Genomic DNA, 20,371 nt, shown 5'->3' with positions numbered 1-20,371 from the left:
ATTATGTTTTTTTTATCAATTTAAACTCTTTTTTATATTTACCTTCTATTGTTAGCTGATATAAAAACCTTTTATTAGTTGCTTTATCTAAGATACTTATTTTAAAAGTAGCATCTTGATTTGCTACCAATCCTTTTCCTTGAATAGTATATGTTGAATCGCTATATCCATAACTTGAGGTAATTGGTAGTTTTGACGTTATCTCTACCTCTTTATTATCAACTTCAATATTTAATATAGAAAGCGTATTTATTGTGTTTTTTAATTTAATAGTAAAATTAGATTTATCTGCTTTTCTGTTATTATAAAAGTTAATATTATCAAACACTAAAGAAGGTTGATTATTTGATTCAATTTTTTTGATACGCATATTACCTTTATCTTTTAATAATTGTGTACCACAATCTATAAAATCGTTATCAAAATTAGACACATCACATACTGCAGCTTCTAATTGTGATTTGCTAAGGGTAACAATGTCTAAGTCATAATAATAACCACCATAAAACTGATCTGCTTTTCTTAAGGTATTTGCTTTGTAAGTGTTTTTATCTATAACAAAACATTCAACAGAGTCCTCAGTAATAAATGATACTTTTAGATAGTAATTACTACTATAACTGTCATTAGTTTCTCCTATTGTAATAAAATCAGATTCGCTTAAATTATTAAGCTTATTGTTTATATCATAAATTTGATTTTTATATTGGTTCTCTCTTATTTTACTCCATCTGTAATCCTTTAAATATTGATTTCCAAAATATATAAACGCAGTAATTAATAAAAAAAACGGAATAATTAACCAATACCAACTACCATGTTTACCTTGTCTTTTAAGCTGAACAACTGTTGTTTTAGATAATGAATCATGCCAACCTAAATCGCTTTCATTTCCTAAAAACGAAAACGGATTAAATGGTATACGTCTAGAAAAACTTCTAATAATTATATTACCAGATGTTATTGGTTGTCCTGATAAGCTAACAATTTTAGTTTGGGTTAAATATTTTGCAGGCGAAGATTTAAATACTAGCTCTACAATTATATAATATATGGTAATAAATACTAGCACAACAATGGTTAAAGTATAACGTTGACCAATTAAATCAACTAAAGCATTTAAAGGTTTTCTTGGTAATATTCTAATTAAGTTTGAGGTTACCATAATACCTAACCAAGCATCTACAATTAAATGAAAAAAACGTTGCCACTTTGTAGCGCGTTTTAGCTTAAACTCGGGATATTGATCTAATAGCTTGTACTTTTGAGTTTTTAATTTTTCGTCTTTACTTAAAATTTTAACTATCAAATAAAATAATAATAACCAAAACGAAACTGTAATCAAATAGGTTAATCCGTAAAAATCAATTGCTAAATTTTTAAAAACAAAAAAGAAAAACAAAAATAAACGTACAACGCTAAACATAAAGAATAAAGAGAAACAAAACTGAAGTAATCGTTTTTCTTTTCCTTTACTTAAATGATATAATATATAGGCGATTATTAAAATTGAAAGAAATAAAATTTCTAAAACATTAATCCTTGTAAAATCCCCATGACTGTTAGTAAAATTAAACTTAAATAAATCTATGTTTAAAAAATCTAAACTAATACTCTGAAAATACCTTTGTGCTTTAAATAAAAAACTATCATAGTTCCCAAAAACCCTATTGTAATGTAATAATGATGTAATAACAATAAAAATAGGCAAAATAAATTTTATTTTTTGCTCTATAAAAAAACTTGCTTTCTCTAAATGTTTTTTCATTTATTGGTTTTGTTTTCTTAAACTTCCATATTCTGTCCAAGAGCCATCATAGACACTGTTAGAATACCCTAAAGTTGTTGCTGCTAAGCTTAAAACACATGCTGTAATACCAGAACCACAAGTAAATACTAAATGTTGATTTGGTTGTGCTAAGACTTTAAATTGTTGTTTAATAAGTGCTTTTGCTTTTAATGTATTGTTATCTAAAATATTTTGAAAAGGTAAATTATTAGAATTTGGTATTATTCCAGATCGTAAACCTTTTCTAGGTTCTGCAACTATACAATTAAATCTATCACTTGATCGTGCATCTATAATTTTATAATTAGAATCTTGAGATATTTTCTCTAGCTCTTCAAAATAGACAACATTATCTTGATTAAATTTAGCTTCAAAATTTCCGCTTGAATATGCTATCACTTGTTTGCTCTCAGTAGAAAAACCAGAATTTAACCATTCTGGTAACCCACCATTTAAAACTGCTACATTTTGATGCCCAAAAGTTTTAAACAACCACCAAGCACGTGGACTAGAGTACATTCCTAAACTATCATAAACTACAATAAAACTATCTTTATTAACTCCTAATTGTTGTGCAGATTGTTCAAACTGAATTTTAGAAGGTATCGTATTTGGAAATTCTGCAGACGTATTGCTAAACTTGTTTTTAATATCGAAAAAACGAGTGTTTGGTATTTGTAACTTAGACAATTCTGAAACATTGCCAGAAACTTTTGGTATAGTTGCATCCAAAATAATAAGATTATCATCGCTTAAATGATCTTTTAACCACTCAACCGAAACTACATCTCCAAAACCTTCCATTGTGTTTAATTTTTTTACTATTAAGCGTCTTCTACTGCTTTACGTAATCTAGAGCGTCTATTAAAAGCTTCCAAATTATCTAATACTTTGCTTTCTAAAAAGTCAATTACTTTTTCTTCTACTCTATACTTATTTTTATAAACTTTATTAATATAGGTGATGCCTCCTGGAGACATTACATTAACTTCTACTAATTTTCCACCAATAACATCAATACCAACAAAATAAAGCCCATCTTTAACTAGTTTTGGTCCAATTTGTTTGCATAATGCTTTTTCTTCTTTTGTTAAAGTGTGTTTTTGTACGCTTCCTCCAGCAGACACATTTGAGCGATGGTCATCTGTTCCAGGCACTCGCTTCATAGCACCAACAGGCTCTCCATTAAGTAGTAATATCCTAACATCACCTTGATCTGCTCCTTCTATATAGTCTTGAAGAATGACATAATTAGAACTTCCATCTCCAGAACTATTAATGTAAAAATCTAATAACGAGTTAATATTACTCATTGCCGATTTTTCTATTAAAATAACACCTAAGCCTCCAAAACCATTTAATGGTTTTAGTATCATTTTATCTGCTTTACTTTCTTTTATCTGCTGTACTAAATAGCGCTTGTTTTTTGACACATGTGTATTTGGTATAATATTACTGTGTGCATCTCCAAAAGCTGCTGTATATAGCTTATTGTTTGCTTCTCGCATACCTTCAAGCGAGTTGATTATAAACACATCATCTTTAACAGAATCCAAAAAATTAAGCATAATTGGGTCTAAAGGTGGATTAGCTCTAAAGAAAATAGCGTCAAAACCAGCAAGTGGTAGCATTTCTTCTCTTATTTGAGTTTTTTTATAAAACGCTTTTAAAGACGAAGGTACTTTTTCTTGTCTACCAATTACTGTGCAAAAGGCATTAGTAACACTATCTCTAATAGTTAAATTTGCAGGTGTGCACATAGCAACACCATGATTACGTTTAACACACTCTTTTATTAGTGCTAAGCTTGTATCGTTTTCTGGGTCAATATCTTCCCAAGGATACATGATAAAACAAATATTCATGCTTTTAGGTTATGTTTGGTTAGTTTAATAAAGTTAGAAAAAAAAATTATAAATGAATATGCTATCCCAAAATAAATTTGGGGTAAGTAATTCACTATATTTTTTATTAAATTAAAATGTAGTTGATTATTTATTTAACCTTTTCATAATTATCATCCCATTCTTTAGGTTGTGGATCATGAAGCTTACCTAATGACTTAGCAACTAGCATTGATACTGTAGCGTCTCCTGTTACATTTACAACAGTTCTACACATATCTAATGGTCTATCTACTGCAAATATTAATGCTAATCCAATTGGTAATAATTCTGCTGGAAAACCAATAGCTTCTAATACAATAACTAGCATCACCATTCCTGCACTAGGGACAGCTGCACTACCTATAGAAGCTAACAATGCTGTTCCAACAATAACTAATTGATTGGTAAACGTTAATCCTTCTGGCCAAATAACTTGCATAATAAATACTGCTGCAATACCTTGATATAAACTTGTTCCATCCATATTTACGGTTGCACCAACTGGTAACACAAAACCTGACACTTCTTTATCAACTCCTAAATGCTCTTCAACACGTTCCATAGTAACTGGTAATGTTGCAGCACTACTACTTGTAGAAAACGCTAATAATTGTGCTGGACTAAATTGTTTTAAAAACCATAAAGGTGATTTTTTTGTAAATACTTTAATTAGCAGCATGTAAAAACATATCATCAAAAACAAACCAGCAACAACACATGCTGCATAACCTAATAGTTTAACAAGAATTGTAGTATCATCAAAAGCAATAATAACATTTGCCATTAAAGCAAAGACTGCATAAGGCGCAAATAACATGATTAAATCCACCATTTTCATGACGACTTCGTTTAAAGAATCGAAGAAATCGACTAATGGTTTTGCTTTTTTCTCAGGAATTAATAGCAAACAAATACCTACAAATAATGCAAAGAAAATAACTTGCAACATTGCTGGTTTACCTTTAGCATCACTAAAAGAAAAGAAAATATTACTAGGAAAAATATCGACTAAAGCCTGTAAAGGTTCAGCATCTTGTGTTACTTTGGCTTTACCAATCATAACATCTGCGTTACCTTTAAATGTTGTTTCGATTTTTGCAATTGTTTCTTTAGACATTCCTTCTCCTGGCTTAACAATATTTACTATACTTAAACCAATGATTATAGCAATTAATGTTGTACCAATATAAATACCTATGGTACGTAATCCCATAGATTTAATCTTTGAAATATCCTTTAAATCTGAAATCCCCTTAATTAAAGATGCTAGTATTAATGGAACAGCAATTAATTTTAAAAGATTAATAAAGATGGTTCCAAATGGTGCAATCCAATCCGTTACAAAACCTTTTCCTCCTCCAACAGAATTCATAATAAATCCAAAGATGACTCCTAAAACCATCCCAATTATTATTTTCCAGTGTAATGCTAGTTTTTTCATATGTTTTTTATTAACAAACTTAGGTTGTAATTTATTTAAAAAATGAACTAATTTGTTTTCTTATTCCTATAAGAATTAATCCCAATAAAAAGTAGACTAATTGTAAATAAAAATAATTTGTACTATGCATAGGTAAATCTATTAGACTGTCTCCTGAAGCATTATATTTAAAATATTGAAACGCTTCTAATAAAACAGATGGTAAAGCACTTGTAATTATATATAAGCCTATCAAAACACAAGCGATTTGTATTATTTTTTGATCTCCTATATTGTTTAATTTTAATAAATCATTATCAAATCCAGAATCTAGTTTAAGTTTTTCAATAACGTAATCTGATTTAGAAATTATAAAAAAAGCAACAAATACCATTAATACTATAGAAAACAAGTAATATAAAATTACTCCAAAACCATCAGATATATCTAAAAAAAAGCTAGGTATTAATGTAATTACACTAATAATTAATAATAACCCTAAAGCTTTTAAAGAGATTCTAAAAAAATCTTTTATTGTCATTATTTATACATTTTATTTATCAAATAATAATCTGCTAAAACTAAAGCTGCCATAGCTTCAACAATTGGTACAGCTCTTGGCACAACACAAGGATCATGTCTTCCTTTTCCTTGCATTTCTACAATTTCTCCATCTTTATTAATGGTTTCGTATTTCTGTATTAAAGTGGCAACAGGTTTAAAAGCGACTCTAAAATAAATATCCATTCCGTTACTAATTCCTCCTTGGATTCCTCCAGACAAATTAGTTTTTGTTGTTCCATCAATATTAAATTGATCGTTGTGGTCACTACCTTTCATCTTTGCACCACAAAACCCACTACCATATTCAAAACCTTTAACAGCGTTAATAGATAGCATAGCTTTTCCTAAATCTGCATGCAATTTATCAAAAACAGGTTCGCCTAACCCAATTGGTACATTTTGTAAAACGCAAGTTATAGTACCACCAATGGTATCTCCTTCTTTACGTATTTGCTTAATGCGACCAATCATTTTTTCTGCAATAGCAGTATCTGGACAACGCACATCATTACTTTCTATTTTAGAAAAATCTAAATCTTGATAGGGTTTATCTATAAAAATATCTCCAACAGATGATGTAAATGCGTTAATCTTAATATTTTTTAAAAACTGCTTTGCAATTGCTCCAGCAACAACACGACTTGCAGTTTCTCTTGCAGAACTACGACCTCCTCCTCTATAATCTCTAAACCCATATTTTTTGTCATATACAAAGTCTGCGTGACTTGGTCTGTAACTATCTTTGATATGTGAGTAATCGTGAGATTTTTGATTGGAGTTTTCAATAACAAAACCAATTGGTGTTCCTGTAGTCACACCTTCAAAAATCCCTGATAAAAACTTGACTTCATCTGGCTCTTTACGTTGTGTTACAATAGCAGATTGTCCTGGTTTACGCCTATTCATTTCAATCTGAATTGCATCAAAATCTAAAGTTATTCCTGGAGGACACCCATCAATAATTCCACCAATTGCAACACCATGAGACTCTCCAAAAGTGGTCAATTTAAATAAGTTTCCAAAACTATTTCCTGCCATAAATTAATTAATTTAGGCTAAAGTAATCATAAATAATAGTGAAACAAAACCTTAATAAATTGATATTATAAAAAATGATAATACTAGTTATAAAAACAGCAATTATTAAGGATTCTTTAAACTTAATAAAATAAATTATGTGTTTTTGTTCTTAAATCAATATTGTGTTTCTTTGTAAAAAATAAATTAAATGAAACTTTTTAAGATTACTTCAATATTAATAATAAGCATTTTACTTTTTAGTTGCGATGATGAATCTACACAAGAAACAGATGGAACAGAACAACAAGAATATAATGGTAATTTTTTTCCGCTAACTGTCGCTGATACCTGGAATTACGATGTAGAGAATACAGATAATAGTACTAATGACGTAACACCAAGTCAAGATGTTTTAACTGTTGAAAGCGAGTCTACAACAGGTTTTACCTTATCTGTTAATCAAGGAGGTGTTGCTAATGGTACAATGAGTGGTATTTTAACAAGTGGCGAATTAACACGTACAGAAACTACATTAGCAGCAAACGGAACAATAGGCTTACCTATTGATGGTTTTGATTTTGAAATACAATTAGATAATGCGCTATTATATAATACGCAAGCAAATAATGGTCAACAATTATCTGAAAAAACTGGTACGTTTTCTCAAGATTTGCAAGGTTACCCTATAAGTATTGACTACACATTAAAAAGTAAACAATTAGAAAATCTAAGCAGTTTAACTGTAGACGGAACAATTTATGATATTGTAACTTCTGCAAATATTACTTTAGAATTGTCTGTTTACACAGAAATTTCTGTTGGTGGATTCACGCAAGTAATCTCAATTTTAGATCCTCAAGAAGTCCTATCTGTAGATAGTTTTTATGCTAAAAACATTGGTTTAATTAATGCTGAAGCAGATTCTGGTTATACATTAAACCCAAATACTGTTTCAATTTTACAACAGTTAGGTGTAGATTTAAGTATGCTCCCAACATCGTTATCTGTTACTAATACTCAAGTTTTAACAAGCTACACAATTACTGAGTAAATTATATTAAAGCTTCTTTTAAAATAGTTACTGGATGGAATGCAATACGTTGTGTTCCATCTTTTATTTGATGCCTACAACTTGTACCATTTGCACTTATAGTAGTAGTTTCTGGTGCTTTTCTAACAGCAGGAAATAAAGTTTGTTCGCCAACTTGCATACTAATATCATAATGTTCTTTTTCGTAGCCAAAACTTCCAGCCATACCACAACAACCGCTTGGTATTAAAGTTACTTTATAATTTTTAGGCAGATTTAATACATTAAAACTATGTATTTGATTGCTTTGTGCTTTTTGATGACAATGACCATGAAATTTTATAGTTTTTGCTTCTAAACTAAATTGCTCTGCTTTTATATTACCAATTGCGACTTCGTTACTTAAAAATTCTTCAATTAGAAAAGTATGTTTTGCTATTTTCTCTGCTAATACCTTGTTGTCTGCTAATCTTGGGTATTCATCTTTAAAGGTTAAAATTGCGGATGGCTCAATACCTACCAAAGGTGTGTTTTCTGTTATTAAATCCTTATAAATTTCAATGTTTTTATTAGCTACTTTTTTTGCTTGTTCTAATAATCCTTTGGATATAAAAGCACGACCAGATTCTGCATTGTTTATTATTATAACTTTGTAATTTAAAGCTGTTAGAAGCTGAATAGCATCCTGACCAATCTCTGAATCTAATTGGTTAGTAAATTCATCGCAAAACAAATAAATTGTTTTAATAAAATTATTTTTAACTAATTGATTTTTAATAATTTGATAATGTTTTATTAAACTAATACTTGACAATAAAGGTAAGCTTCGTTTTGAAGCAATACCTAAACTTTTTTTAATTAAAATTGAAGTTATCCCGTTTGAAAACATAAAATTTGTCACACCTTTAAATCGTCTTCCAAACTGATTTAGTTTATTATTATAAGCAAATAGTTTTGTCCTAATCGAAACTCCGTTTTCTTTCTGGAATTGGTATAAAAATTCCACTTTCAAACTGGCTACATCTACACTACTTGGACACTCGCTAGCACAAGCTTTACAACTTAAACATAAATCAAAAACTTGTTTTAATTCTGTATGATTAAATTTATTAGCTTTTTCAGAGCTTGTCAAATATTCTCTTAATGCATTAGCTCTAGCTCTAGTGGTATCTTTTTCATTTTTTGTAGCTCTGTAACTTGGACACATGGTACCTCCAAATTCTGGTAACTTTCTGCAATCACCAGAGCCATTACATTTTTCTGCTTCACGCAGAATTCCTTGAGATGCTGAAAAATCTAACAAAGTTTCAACTTTAGGCTCTAATCTATCTGGTTGATAACGCAAATTTTTATCCATTGGAAAAGCATCAACTATTTTTCCAGGATTAAAGATGTTTTCAGGATCAAAAACGTGTTTTATAGTCTTTAATAAATTGTAATTCTTTTCTCCAATCATTAATTCAATAAACTCAGCTCTAACAATACCATCACCATGTTCTCCACTAAAAGAGCCATTATATTTTTTTACTAAATGCGCTACATCTGTTGTTATTTTTCTAAACAACATAACATCTTCAGCTTGTTTTAAGTCTAATATTGGGCGTAAATGCAATTCGCCAGCTCCTGCATGTGCGTAATACACTGCGTCTTGATTATAACGTTTCATTAACGCTGTAAATTCCTTTATATAATTGGCTAAATCTGGTAAGGCTACAGCTGTATCTTCAATACAAGCAACCGCTTTTTTATCTCCTATAATGTTTCCTAAAAGCCCTAAACCAGCACTACGCAAGTTATTAGCTTTATCAATTTCATCTTCTATTAAAATAGGATTAGCATAACTTAAACCTGTTTTTTCAATAGTTTTAATAAGACTATTAGCTTTGTTTTTTACGTCTTCTAATGTATTAGATCGCACTTCGCACATTAGAATAGCTTTAGGATCTCCTTCTATAAAATATCTATTTTCTTGTTGTGTTTTGTTATGTTTTGTACAATCTAAAATAGTTTTATCCATCATCTCACACGTAAACAAATCGTGTTCCATTACTGGATTAACAGCATTTAAGCAATCTTCGATTGTTTTAAAATGCATAGCTACCATTACTCTGTTTACAGGTGGCAATATATCTAGCTGCAAGGTTATTTGAGTTGTAAACGCAAGCGTACCTTCACTTCCTGCTAATAGCTTAGAAATATTAAAGCCTTCATCTTTAAGTAATTCATCTACTGCATAACCTGTGTTCCTTCTATGTATTTCTGGTTTTGGAAAGTGTGTATTTATTTCATCGGTAATACTTTTAGAAGTCAAATCTGTATGCAACTGTTTATAAATTTGTCCTTCTAAGGTTTTTAAATTTAGTTTACTCTGTAATTCTTTAGTACTTAATGACTTAAAAACAGTATTACTTCCATCGCTTAAAACAGTTTGCAATTCAATAACCTTATCTCTAGTTACACCATATTTAATAGATGTTGTACCTGAAGAATTGTTTCCAACCATTCCACCCATCATACAACGATTAGAGGTTGATGTATTTGGACCAAAAAATAGACCAAAAGGTTTCAGATAATTATTTAATTGATCCCTTACCACACCTGGTTGAACAACAACCGTTTTGCTTTTTTTATCTAAAGAAATGATGTTAGTAAAATATTTTGAAACATCAACTATAATTCCTGTCCCAACACATTGACCAGCTAGAGATGTTCCAGCAGTCCTAGGAATTAAAGATGTTTTATATTGTTTAGCAAAAGAGATAAGTATTTTAATATCCTCTTTATTTTTAGGATAAGCAACAGCTAATGGCAACATTCTATATACTGATGCATCAGTAGCATAAATAGATTTAAGCAAATCATCATAATGCAACTCTCCTAACAAACTGTTTTCCAGCTCTTTTAAATATAATTTGTTCATTTAACTAAATAAAAAGTTAACAAATAGTGTAATACGTCGGTGTTTTAATGCGTTTTGTCGATGTTAGTAATTTAGTTATCTCAACAAAAATAGAAAAGCTTAAGATATAAATACATTTGTATTATTAACAATTTAACTTAAAAAAATATATAAATGACAACAAATCTATTAAACTTATTTAAAGAGCAATTATCTGATAAAGTATTAGGAAATGTTTCAAACTTATTAGGAGGAGAAAACAGTGACAATGTACAAAAAGGATTAATGGCTGCTGCACCTGCTTTATTAGGAGGTATTATGGACAAAGCATCAACTAGTGAAGGTGCTTCTTCAATTTTTAACATGCTTGGAGATGGTAGTGAATTAGGAAACGTATCCAATGCATTAGAAGCTGGAGGAGAGCAATCTGAAGGTTTTTTAAATAAAGGATTAGATTTAGTCAAAAATGTTTTAGGAGATAAAGCTTCAGGAGTAACAGACTTAATAGGTTCAGTTTCTGGAATGAGCAAAGACTCTTCTTCTTCAATATTAAGTGTTGCAGGTTCTTTAGTTGGTGGTGTTTTAGGAAAACAAAAATCATCAGGTATGGATGTTGGGTCATTTGTAGGAATGCTATCTAACCAAGGTAGCTTCTTAGATAAATTAGCACCAGCAGGATTAACATCTTTATTAGGATTAGGATCTTTTTCTGGTATTTCTGATAAATTAGGAAGTTTAGCAAGTGGAGCATTAGGTTTTGCAGGTGATACTGGAAAGGCAGTATTAGATGGTGCAGGAAAAGTCGTTGGAGGTGCTGCAGATTTAGCAGGTGATGCTGGAAAAGCTGTAGTTGATGGTGCAGGAAAAGTTGTTGGTGGAGCTGCAGATTTAGCAGGTAACGCTGGAAAAGCTGCATTTGATGGAGCTAGTAAATTAACAGGAGCAGCTGCAGATACTGCAACAGGAGCTGTTAAAGCTGGTGGCTCATTAATCAAAAAAATACTACCATGGGCAATTGGTTTAATAGGTTTATTATTTGCTTTCTTTTTAATTAAAGGGTGTGATGCTGATAAATCTTTAATGGATAATGTTAAAGATGCAGCAAACGAAACTACAGGAGCTGTTAAAAACACAACCAACTCTGCAGTAGATGCAGCTGGAAACGTAATAAATACAACAGTAGATGCAGCAGGTAATGTAGTAGATGCAGCTGGTAATGTAGTAAAAACAACAGTAGACGCAGCAGGTAATGTTGTTGATGCTGCTGGAAACATAGTAAAAACAACAGTAGATGCAGCAGGTAATGCTGTTGATGCAGCTGGAAATGCAATTAGTAATGTAGCTGGTGGTATTGTAGATGCTTCAGGAAAAGTAGTAAATGCTTTTGGTGACGCAATTGGAAACTTTTTTAGTTCTAAACTACCAAATGGTACTGAGTTAAGTATTCCAGAAGGAGGATTTGAAGACAACTTTTTAAGTTACATAAAAGACGGAAAATTTGAAGCTGGAAAATATTATGCTTTTGATAGATTATACTTTAACACAGGCTCTGATGCTTTAGATGCAAACTCTATGAATCAAATAGATAATGTTGCTGCTATTATGAAAGCTTACCCTAAAGTAAACATCTTATTTAGAGGTCATACAGACAACACTGGATCTGTAGAAGGAAACAATACGTTATCTGCAAGCAGAGCGTTATCTGTTAAAAACAAATTAGTTGAAAAAGGTATAGATGGATCTCGCATATCTACTAAAGGAATGGGATCTGTTGAACCAATTGGTGATAATGCAACTCCAGAAGGAAGAGCAAAAAACAGAAGAATTGATGTTTCTATTGCAAAATAGAACTCTATTATAGTTTGTTATGTTTAAAAAAAGCCAATGATTTATTTCATTGGCTTTTTTAATTAAATAAAATTGAATTTATTACGTTTAATAGTTATTAATGATATAAACGCTATTTTAGTTTAAAAGGTTTAAAATTCAATCAAAAAAAATTAAATTTGTGTAACACTATAAAATAAAACTTATGAAAAAAATATTTTTATTAATTATCGCTTGTATTGGAATCACTTCATTTGTAAGCGCTCAAGAGATCTCTGATCATGCAATTGGACTGCGTCTAGGAGATAGTGATGGTTTTGGAGCTGAAATATCTTATCAACACGCTTTAGGAAGCAATAATAGATTGGAAGCTGATTTTGGTTGGAGATCTGGATCTGGTTATAATGGTTTTAAACTTACTGGTTTATACCAATGGGTTTGGGTATTAGATGGAGACTTTAATTGGTATGCTGGTGTTGGAGGTGGTATTGCATCATATAGTTTTGATACTAATCTTATTGATGATGAAACTTTTATTTTTGCAGCAGGTAATGTAGGTGTTGAATATAATTTTGATATTCCGCTACTACTCTCTTTAGACTTTAGACCTGAATTAGGTTTTGGTGATTATAGAGATGATTTAGATTTTGATATAGCTTTAGGCGTTAGATATAAATTCTAATAAAATAATATAGCAAATAAAAAACCACCTTAATAGGTGGTTTTTTATTTTATAATTAATTTAAAACTTTACATTTTGAAAGTGTTTCTTGATAAATAGCTTCATATTGAGGAACTATTTGATGAATATCAAAGGTTTTTGCTTGTATTTTAGCATTAGCCTTAAATGTTTTTAAAACTGTTTCATCTTTTAAAATATAGAGTGCCTTTTTACTCATAGCATCTATATCTCCAACATTACTTAAAAACCCAGAGAATCCGTCTTTATTAACTTCTGGTATTCCTCCTGTATTACTAGATATAACAGGAACTCCAGATGCCATAGCTTCTAGTGCAGATAACCCAAAACTTTCGGTTTTACTAGGCAGTAAAAATAAATCTGAAAAGCATAAAATACGATCAATTTCGTTACTGTTTCCAAAGAATACTACTTTGTCACTAATTCCTAGTTTTTGGCATAAACGCTCAGCTGGTTCACGTTCTGGTCCTTCTCCAACCATCATTAACTTTGCAGGAATTTCTTTTTGAATATTATAAAACGTGTTAATAACATCAGGAATACGTTTTACTTCACGCATGTTACTAATGTGAGTAATTATCTTTTCTTCATCTTTTGCCATCATTGCTCTTTGACAATCTGTAAACCCATGACTAAATTTATTGATGTCAATAAAATTGGTTACGACATTAATTTTATTTTTAATATCAAATAAACGTAAAGTGTCATCTTTTAAACTTTTAGATACTGCAGTAACTGCATCTGATTTATTTATACTAAAGGTTACTGCTGGTTTGTAAAACGGATGACTACCAACTAAAGTAATATCTGTACCATGAAGCGTTGTTACTATTGGTACATAAATATTTTCTTCAAGAAGCATTTTTTGAGCCATATATGCTGCATAAGCATGTGGAATTGCATAATGCACATGTAGTATTTCTATCTTATGGAGTTTGACCATATCAACCAATTTACTTGACAAAGCCAACTCGTAAGGTTGATAATGAAATAAAGGGTATTCTGGCACATTTACTTCATGAAAGTGCACATTATTACCTAGCAATTCTAATCTTACAGGTTGATTATAGGTTATAAAATGAATTTGGTGACCACGTTTAGATAACTCTAAGCCTAATTCTGTAGCTACTACTCCACTTCCTCCAAATGTTGGATAACATACTATGCCTATTTTCATGTTATTTATTTAGTTTTCTACTTGGTCTGATTAATTTATTAAATCTTACAATTTAATCTATAATTGCTTCGTAAATTGCTGCTTGAATATTAGTTCTAATATCTTCTCTTAGTAGTGTGTTTTTTCCTTTAGACGTTGGATAGGTTCTGTTTGCCATAAAAACGTAAACAATTTCATGTTCTGGATCTGCCCAAGCATAAGTACCTGTAAATCCAGAATGCCCAAAACTAGTCATACTTACACATCCACAAGTTGGACCAACATCACCTAATTGTGGCTTATCAAAACCTACACCTCTTCTTACATCACTTTCGCAATAATAACAGGTATTAAATTTATCTAAAGTTTCGCTTTTAAAGTAACGTCTTCCTCCATAAAATCCTTTTTGCAAATACAATTGCATTATTTTTGCAATATCATTTGCATTACTAAAAACTCCTGCGTGACCTCCAACACCACCTTGCATAGCTGCTCCCATATCATGTACGTATCCTTGTACTTTTTGGTAACGATAATAGTCATCATTTTCTGATGGTGCAATTCTAGAATTACTAATTTTATTATAAGGATTATACATTGTGTTATTTGCGCCTAAAGACTTATAAAAATGGTCTTGAGCCAACTCGTTTAAAGGCTTATCATAATGACCTTCTATGTATTGTTTTAAAATGTAATATGGTAAATCACTATATCTATACCTTAACCTTGACAATAAATCTGTGTCTTTAATTATAGAGTTTATTGAATCTTTATAATCGTCTCTTAGATATAGTTCTGGCATTATTTTTATTGTAAAACCAGGTTGAAGTGATTTTTTATAATATTTTGGTGATGGTCTTTTGGTAACAGAATCTAATGTTTTGTAGTAAAAAGGAATCCAAGGTTTAAGTTGAGCATAATGAGACAACATTTTTTTAAGCGTCACATTTTTTTTGTTTGATGTTTTATATTCTGGAATAATTTCTGAAAGCTTAGAGTCTAAAGACACAATACCTTGCTCTTCTAATTCCATTAACAACGGTAAAGTTCCTACAATTTTTGTTAAAGACGCTACATCATAAACATCATCAAATTTTACTTTTTCATTTCCTTTATAGGTGTGTTTTCCAAAGTTTTTATTATAAATAACTTTCCCTTTTCTAGCAATTATTAATTGTATTCCAGGTGTCATTTTAGCGTTTACTGCATGATTTGCTATAGAATCTACTTTTTCTAATGCATAACGAGACATACCTACACGTTCTGGAATAGTGTAACCTAAACGCTCTAAAGAATTTGTCTGCTTACCATCTCCTACGTTAAAAAAAGCTCCTGCTGAAACTGGTAAAGTACCACGTGCAGGAATAGCTCCAAAAATTAACTGTGCAGATTTTTCTTGAGCAATTTTACTATTTTGGTAACTAACGACTACACTTTCTATATTTGTTACTGTTTTTAAATCTAATAGCGCATAAGGTTTAGCAAAAACATCAAGGATAACATTATTTGTTCTTGCAATTTCTTGTAACCACACTAACTCTTTATTTGAAAACTTATAGCTTTTCCAAGGACTTGCATTAAATTTATGAAATCCAACTATAACAGTATTATAAGCTTGTAATTTGATAATCAATTGATCTAAAGTAGTAGCCGAAATTTCATGAACACTAGAATATTTTCTTAATTCGTCTATAAAATAAGAACCCTTTTTATCTCCAAGTCTTACGTAAGCAATTTTTTTAGTTTCAAGGTTTCTAAAAGGTAATTGACCTAAAGTGTCTCTAGCAATTGTAATAGCATTTTCCATTAACATCTCTGTTAATGCATCATCTTTAATCCTGTTTAAATCAGACACTAAATTATAAGTACTTATTGGATAATAATTATGCAAGTTAACTTTATACTTAGCCATTAATATTTTTTTAACCGAATGCGCTAAACGCTCTTCCGTTATCACTCCATTTTCAAAAGCAACTTTCATTTTAGCAATTGCTTTTGGAACATTTTCTGACATTAACATAACATCATTTCCAGCTAAGAAAGCTGCCAAATCAATCTCGCCACCTGTTACTGTCGTGTTAGATTTGCTTCCATCCATATTAGACTCGACATAATCTGCTGCACCTTTCATGGTTAAAGCATCAGTAAAAATCAAACCTTTAAATTGCAAGCGTTCTTTTAAAATATCTGTAACAATATTTTTTGATAATGTCGAAGGAAAGCCTTCTCTGTTTGTTAAACTAGGAATATTTAAATGCGCTACCATCACACTTGACAACCCTTCGTTAATCAATTTTTTATATGGATATAATTCTATAGAATCTATACGTTTTTCGTCAAAAGCAACTGTTGGTAATGTTAAATGAGAATCGTCTTCTGTATCACCATGACCAGGAAAATGTTTTGCATTTGCTAAAACACCAGCGTTTTGCATTCCTTTCATAAATGCTAAAGCTTTTTCTGTTACGTTATCTCTATCTTCTCCAAAAGATCTATTTCCAATAATTGGATTGTTTGGGTTTGTATTTATATCTACAACTGGAGCAAAATTAAAATGAACACCAATACGTTTACAATGTTCTCCAAGTTGTCTACCAGTTTGTTCAATTAATTGATTGTTTTTTATAGCTCCTAAAGTCATATTCCATGGAAAAGAGTATGTAGAATCTAGTCGCATACTTAAACCCCATTCTGCATCCATACCAATTAGCAAAGGTGTTTTAGAGGCAGCTTGTAACTCATTATTAAGTTTTGCTTGTCTTATTGGTCCACCTTTAGAATAAATAACACCTCCAATTTTATGGTCTTTAATTAAGCTAACAATTGCTGCTTTTTCTTTTTGTGTTTGATTAGAAAATACCTGAACCATATATAGTTGTGCTATTTTTTCGTCCAGTGTCATACTATTATAAGTAGTATCTACCCATTTTTGTTGGGCTTCTGGATTAGTTGCTAATAATGGGTTTGGTGTATTTTGAGCTGATAAATAGCTTGAAAACACCAAAAATAAGATGAGGGAATAAAAATTTCGCATATACTAAATAGGCTTATTAAGTTGTACTTTAATATACAACTAAAAACTATGCCAAATTAGTACATTTCTGACTATTATTAAAGGACTTTAAGATAGAATTACAACCAATTTTGTAAACAATTAATTCAAAAAACGATTGTGCCAACTTTGACTTGCTGGGATTTCCCAACTTTCATTTAATTCTCCAATGTTTGTTACCAAATTATTAAAAACAATGGTGTTTTTAGACACAGCTTTGTCTTTAGCCATTTTTCTGAAATCGGTCAATGTTTTATGTGCAACAAATTCTCCTTGTTTATAAGACACATTCATTTTGTCTAATAAATCTACACTATATTCTTTTTCTAATTGTTGAATAAAAGTAACAGAAGCATCAATACTACAGCCTGTAGCTTTGTTTAATTCTTGATCTAAAGCAATGATAATAAAACGCTTATAGCGTATGCTATAACCAGCTTTTAAATCGCTACCATGTGCTGTCCAACTTTCAACAAAAACTTCTAATTTTGATTTAATTTCTTCTAATTCTGTGTCAGAGAATGACCTATTTGCTTGATATATCCAAACTCTTGATGTTTCTGGTAATGTGTTAAAATCTACTAACATTTTGTTTTATTATTCTATTAAATCTATATGCCTATCATGATAACCCAATAAATATAATACACCATCTAAACCTATACTTGATATAGAACTTTGTGCATTATCTTTAACTTTAGGTTTTGCATGAAATGCAATACCAAGTCCAGCTAAATTAAGCATTGGAAGGTCATTTGCACCATCTCCAACTGCAATAGTCTGACTAATATTTATACCTTCTTTTTTTGCTATTTCTTTAAGGTATTCTGCTTTTTTGTTACCATCTACAATTTCTCCTAAATAACCACCTGTAAGCACTCCATCTTTAATTTCTAATTGATTGGCATGTACATAATCTATACCTAATTCTTTTTGTAAATAGTGTCCAAAATAAGTAAATCCACCAGATAAAATAGCAGTTTTAAATCCGTAGCTTTTTAAAGTATCTATTAAACGTCTTGCTCCTTTTGTAATTGGTAAATTAACTGCTACATCTTGTAATACTTCTTCGCTTAAACCTTTTAAAAGCTTCATTCTGCGTTTAAAACTTTCATTAAAGTCTATTTCTCCTTGCATTGCAGATTCTGTTATGGCTTTAACTTCATCACCAACTCCAGCTAATTCTGCTAATTTATCTATGACTTCTGCTTGTATTAATGTAGAATCCATATCAAAACATACTAAACGTCTGTTACGTCTATAAATATTATCTTCTTGAAAGGCAATATCCACATCTAAATCATGCGATATTTGCATAAATCTTTCTGTAAACTCTGCTTTATTATCAATTTTACCTCTAATAGATAGTTGAATTGATGCTCTTGGATATTCTTCGTCTTTAGTCAAAGATAAGCGTCCAGTTAACCGTTTTATAGCATCAATATTTAAGTTTTTTTCTGAAATAACCTTAGTGACTTCAGATATTTGCTCAGCTGATAATTTTTCGCCTAAAATAGTAATGATATATCTGTCTTTACCTTGCATACCAACCCATTGCTCATAGTCTTCAGATGAAATTGGTGTGAATTTAGCAGTTACGCCAAGCTCATAAGCTTTAAATAGCAAGTCTTTTAAAACTGCTGCAGAATTGTTTCCTGTTTCTATTTGAAACATAAAGCCTAAAGATAAAGTATCGTGTATGTTGGCTTGTCCTATATCTAAAATTTTAGCTCCATATTGTGCTAAAACATTAGTTAAACTTGAAGTTAACCCTGGTTTATCTTGTCCAGATATATTAAGTAGAAAAATCTCGTTAGTCATTTTTAAATTACTATTTTGTAGTATAAGATTTAAATAAAATTATAATTCTTGTGCGCTTGCAATAAGTTCTGCTATGTCTAAAACTTTAATTTCATTTTCTTTTTCTTTAACTTTTACACCATCAGACATCATTGTCATGCAGTAAGGGCAACCAGTTGCAATTATTTCTGGATTGGTTTCTAAAGCATCTTGTGTTCTTAATTCGTTAACATCTAAATCTCCTTTTTCTGGTTCTTTAAACATTTGTGCTCCTCCTGCACCACAACATAACGCAGTTTCTTTACTACGTTTCATTTCTAAAATATTGGCGTTTAAAATAGCTAATACTTCTCTTGGTGCTTTATATTCTGAGTTTGCACGTCCTAAATAACATGGATCATGAAAAGTAATTCGTTTTCCTTGAAAACTATTTTCTTTAATTTGGATGACTTTATTATCTATTAACTCCTTAATAAATTGCGTATGGTGTAATACTTCATATTTACCACCTAATCCAGGATATTCATTTTTTAAACAGTTAAATGAGTGTGGATCGCAAGTCACAATACGCTTTACGTTGTAAGAATTTAATAACTCTATATTCATAAAAGCTTGCATCTGAAACAAAAATTCGTTTCCTGCACGTTTAGCAACATCTCCTGTAGAGCTTTCTTCTGTACCTAATACTGCAAAGTTTACGTTTGCTTTGTTTAATATTTTTACAAATGCTTTAGTTATTTTTTTTGCTCTGTCATCATAACTTCCTGCAGAGCCAACCCAGAATAAAATATCTGGTGTTTTACCTTGGCTTGTCATTTCTGCCATAGTTGGCACTATAAGTGGATTGCTCATAATTATATTATTTAATTGCAGAAAAATCGTCTTTAGATAATCTTATGTAAATAGATAGGATTTTAATTCCGTTTTTTCTTTTATTTTTTGGATCGTCTTGCTCTAAAGCTGCTAATTTTAATGCTTGTAATCCTAATTGTTCTGTTTGTGTTTCTGTGCAATAATCACAGATTACTTTTTTTAAACTAATATTTTCTACTACTCCAGATTTATATTTAATCTAAGTTATAATTTTAAATTGAAGTGAGTCTTTTTTATAATCTTGAGCTTTTAGTTGTGTTAAACTAAAAATTGAAATGATTATTATTAAAAAACTGTATTTCAATGTTTTATATTTTTTATGCGTTAGCGATTGAGGCTTTGTTGAAGCTCCTCG

The 20,371-nt window shown here is 30.4% G+C and carries 15 protein-coding genes; 3 read left to right on the top strand and 12 right to left on the bottom strand.

Annotated elements, in window-relative coordinates; translation table 11 throughout:
• Nucleotide 1 precedes the first annotated feature (1 nt).
• The 6 genes from SJY17_RS11510 to aroC all read right to left on the bottom strand — a co-directional run bounded on the left by SJY17_RS11510 (nt 2) and on the right by aroC (nt 6,697).
• Nucleotides 2–1,768: an RDD family protein gene (locus SJY17_RS11510; RefSeq protein ID WP_397362703.1), complete on the bottom strand. Its 1,767-nt coding sequence runs from the start codon at nt 1,766–1,768 to the stop codon at nt 2–4.
• Nucleotides 1,769–2,593 carry a sulfurtransferase gene (locus SJY17_RS11505; protein ID WP_397362702.1) on the bottom strand — a complete coding sequence of 275 codons (825 nt, stop codon included), beginning with the start codon at nt 2,591–2,593 and terminating at the stop codon, nt 1,769–1,771.
• A 20-nt stretch (nt 2,594–2,613) separates the two neighbouring features.
• Nucleotides 2,614–3,654 (bottom strand): glutathione synthase, encoded by a 1,041-nt coding sequence (gshB, locus tag SJY17_RS11500; RefSeq protein ID WP_397362701.1) that lies wholly within the window; start codon nt 3,652–3,654, stop codon nt 2,614–2,616.
• A 130-nt stretch (nt 3,655–3,784) separates the two neighbouring features.
• A complete protein-coding gene (locus tag SJY17_RS11495) occupies nt 3,785–5,116 on the bottom strand; it encodes a dicarboxylate/amino acid:cation symporter (RefSeq protein WP_397362700.1) in 1,332 nt (443 codons plus the stop codon).
• A 31-nt stretch (nt 5,117–5,147) separates the two neighbouring features.
• Nucleotides 5,148–5,636, bottom strand: a complete 489-nt coding sequence (locus SJY17_RS11490; RefSeq protein WP_397362699.1) for a hypothetical protein — start codon at nt 5,634–5,636, stop codon at nt 5,148–5,150.
• The gene (gene aroC / locus SJY17_RS11485) at nt 5,636–6,697 is read right to left on the bottom strand and encodes a chorismate synthase (RefSeq protein WP_397362698.1); all 1,062 of its coding nucleotides are present in this window, start codon (nt 6,695–6,697) and stop codon (nt 5,636–5,638) included. Before aroC ends, SJY17_RS11490 begins: the two co-directional genes overlap by 1 nt.
• 190 nt (nt 6,698–6,887) lie before the next feature.
• On the opposite strand from aroC, the gene SJY17_RS11480 reads away from it, so the two are divergent.
• Nucleotides 6,888–7,730 (top strand): hypothetical protein, encoded by an 843-nt coding sequence (locus SJY17_RS11480; protein ID WP_397362697.1) that lies wholly within the window; start codon nt 6,888–6,890, stop codon nt 7,728–7,730.
• A 1-nt stretch (nt 7,731) separates the two neighbouring features.
• Here the strand turns inward: SJY17_RS11480 and SJY17_RS11475 are convergent, their stop codons facing one another.
• Nucleotides 7,732–10,629 carry an FAD-binding and (Fe-S)-binding domain-containing protein gene (locus SJY17_RS11475; RefSeq protein WP_397362696.1) on the bottom strand — a complete coding sequence of 966 codons (2,898 nt, stop codon included), beginning with the start codon at nt 10,627–10,629 and terminating at the stop codon, nt 7,732–7,734.
• A gap of 153 nt (nt 10,630–10,782) precedes the next feature.
• On the opposite strand from SJY17_RS11475, the gene SJY17_RS11470 reads away from it, so the two are divergent.
• Both SJY17_RS11470 and SJY17_RS11465 read left to right on the top strand, forming a co-directional pair.
• The gene (locus SJY17_RS11470; RefSeq protein WP_397362695.1) at nt 10,783–12,456 is read left to right on the top strand and encodes an OmpA family protein; all 1,674 of its coding nucleotides are present in this window, start codon (nt 10,783–10,785) and stop codon (nt 12,454–12,456) included.
• 184 nt (nt 12,457–12,640) lie between these two features.
• A complete protein-coding gene (locus tag SJY17_RS11465) occupies nt 12,641–13,117 on the top strand; it encodes a hypothetical protein (protein ID WP_397362694.1) in 477 nt (158 codons plus the stop codon).
• Between the two features lie 55 nt (nt 13,118–13,172).
• Here SJY17_RS11465 and bshA read toward each other — a convergent pair whose 3' ends face one another.
• The 5 genes from bshA to SJY17_RS11440 form a co-directional block, all read right to left on the bottom strand.
• Nucleotides 13,173–14,312: an N-acetyl-alpha-D-glucosaminyl L-malate synthase BshA gene (gene bshA, locus SJY17_RS11460; protein ID WP_397362693.1), complete on the bottom strand. Its 1,140-nt coding sequence runs from the start codon at nt 14,310–14,312 to the stop codon at nt 13,173–13,175.
• Nucleotides 14,313–14,364: 52 nt separating this feature from the next.
• Nucleotides 14,365–17,325, bottom strand: a complete 2,961-nt coding sequence (locus SJY17_RS11455) for a glycoside hydrolase family 3 N-terminal domain-containing protein (RefSeq protein WP_397362692.1) — start codon at nt 17,323–17,325, stop codon at nt 14,365–14,367.
• Nucleotides 17,326–17,445: 120 nt separating this feature from the next.
• A complete protein-coding gene (locus SJY17_RS11450) occupies nt 17,446–17,931 on the bottom strand; it encodes an ABC transporter ATPase (protein WP_397362691.1) in 486 nt (161 codons plus the stop codon).
• A 9-nt stretch (nt 17,932–17,940) separates the two neighbouring features.
• On the bottom strand, nt 17,941–19,164 hold the full coding sequence (gene serB, locus SJY17_RS11445) for a phosphoserine phosphatase SerB (RefSeq protein ID WP_397362690.1): 1,224 nt from the start codon (nt 19,162–19,164) through the stop codon (nt 17,941–17,943).
• Nucleotides 19,165–19,203: 39 nt separating this feature from the next.
• Nucleotides 19,204–19,995: a (Fe-S)-binding protein gene (locus tag SJY17_RS11440; RefSeq protein ID WP_397362689.1), complete on the bottom strand. Its 792-nt coding sequence runs from the start codon at nt 19,993–19,995 to the stop codon at nt 19,204–19,206.
• Nucleotides 19,996–20,371 lie beyond the last annotated feature (376 nt).

This window comes from Olleya sp. R77988 (assembly GCF_044594215.1).
In the GTDB taxonomy this organism is placed as follows: Bacteria; Bacteroidota; Bacteroidia; order Flavobacteriales; family Flavobacteriaceae; genus Olleya.
The sequence above is the reverse complement of the archived record's forward strand: the minus strand, read 5'-3'. Positions and strand labels throughout refer to the sequence as shown.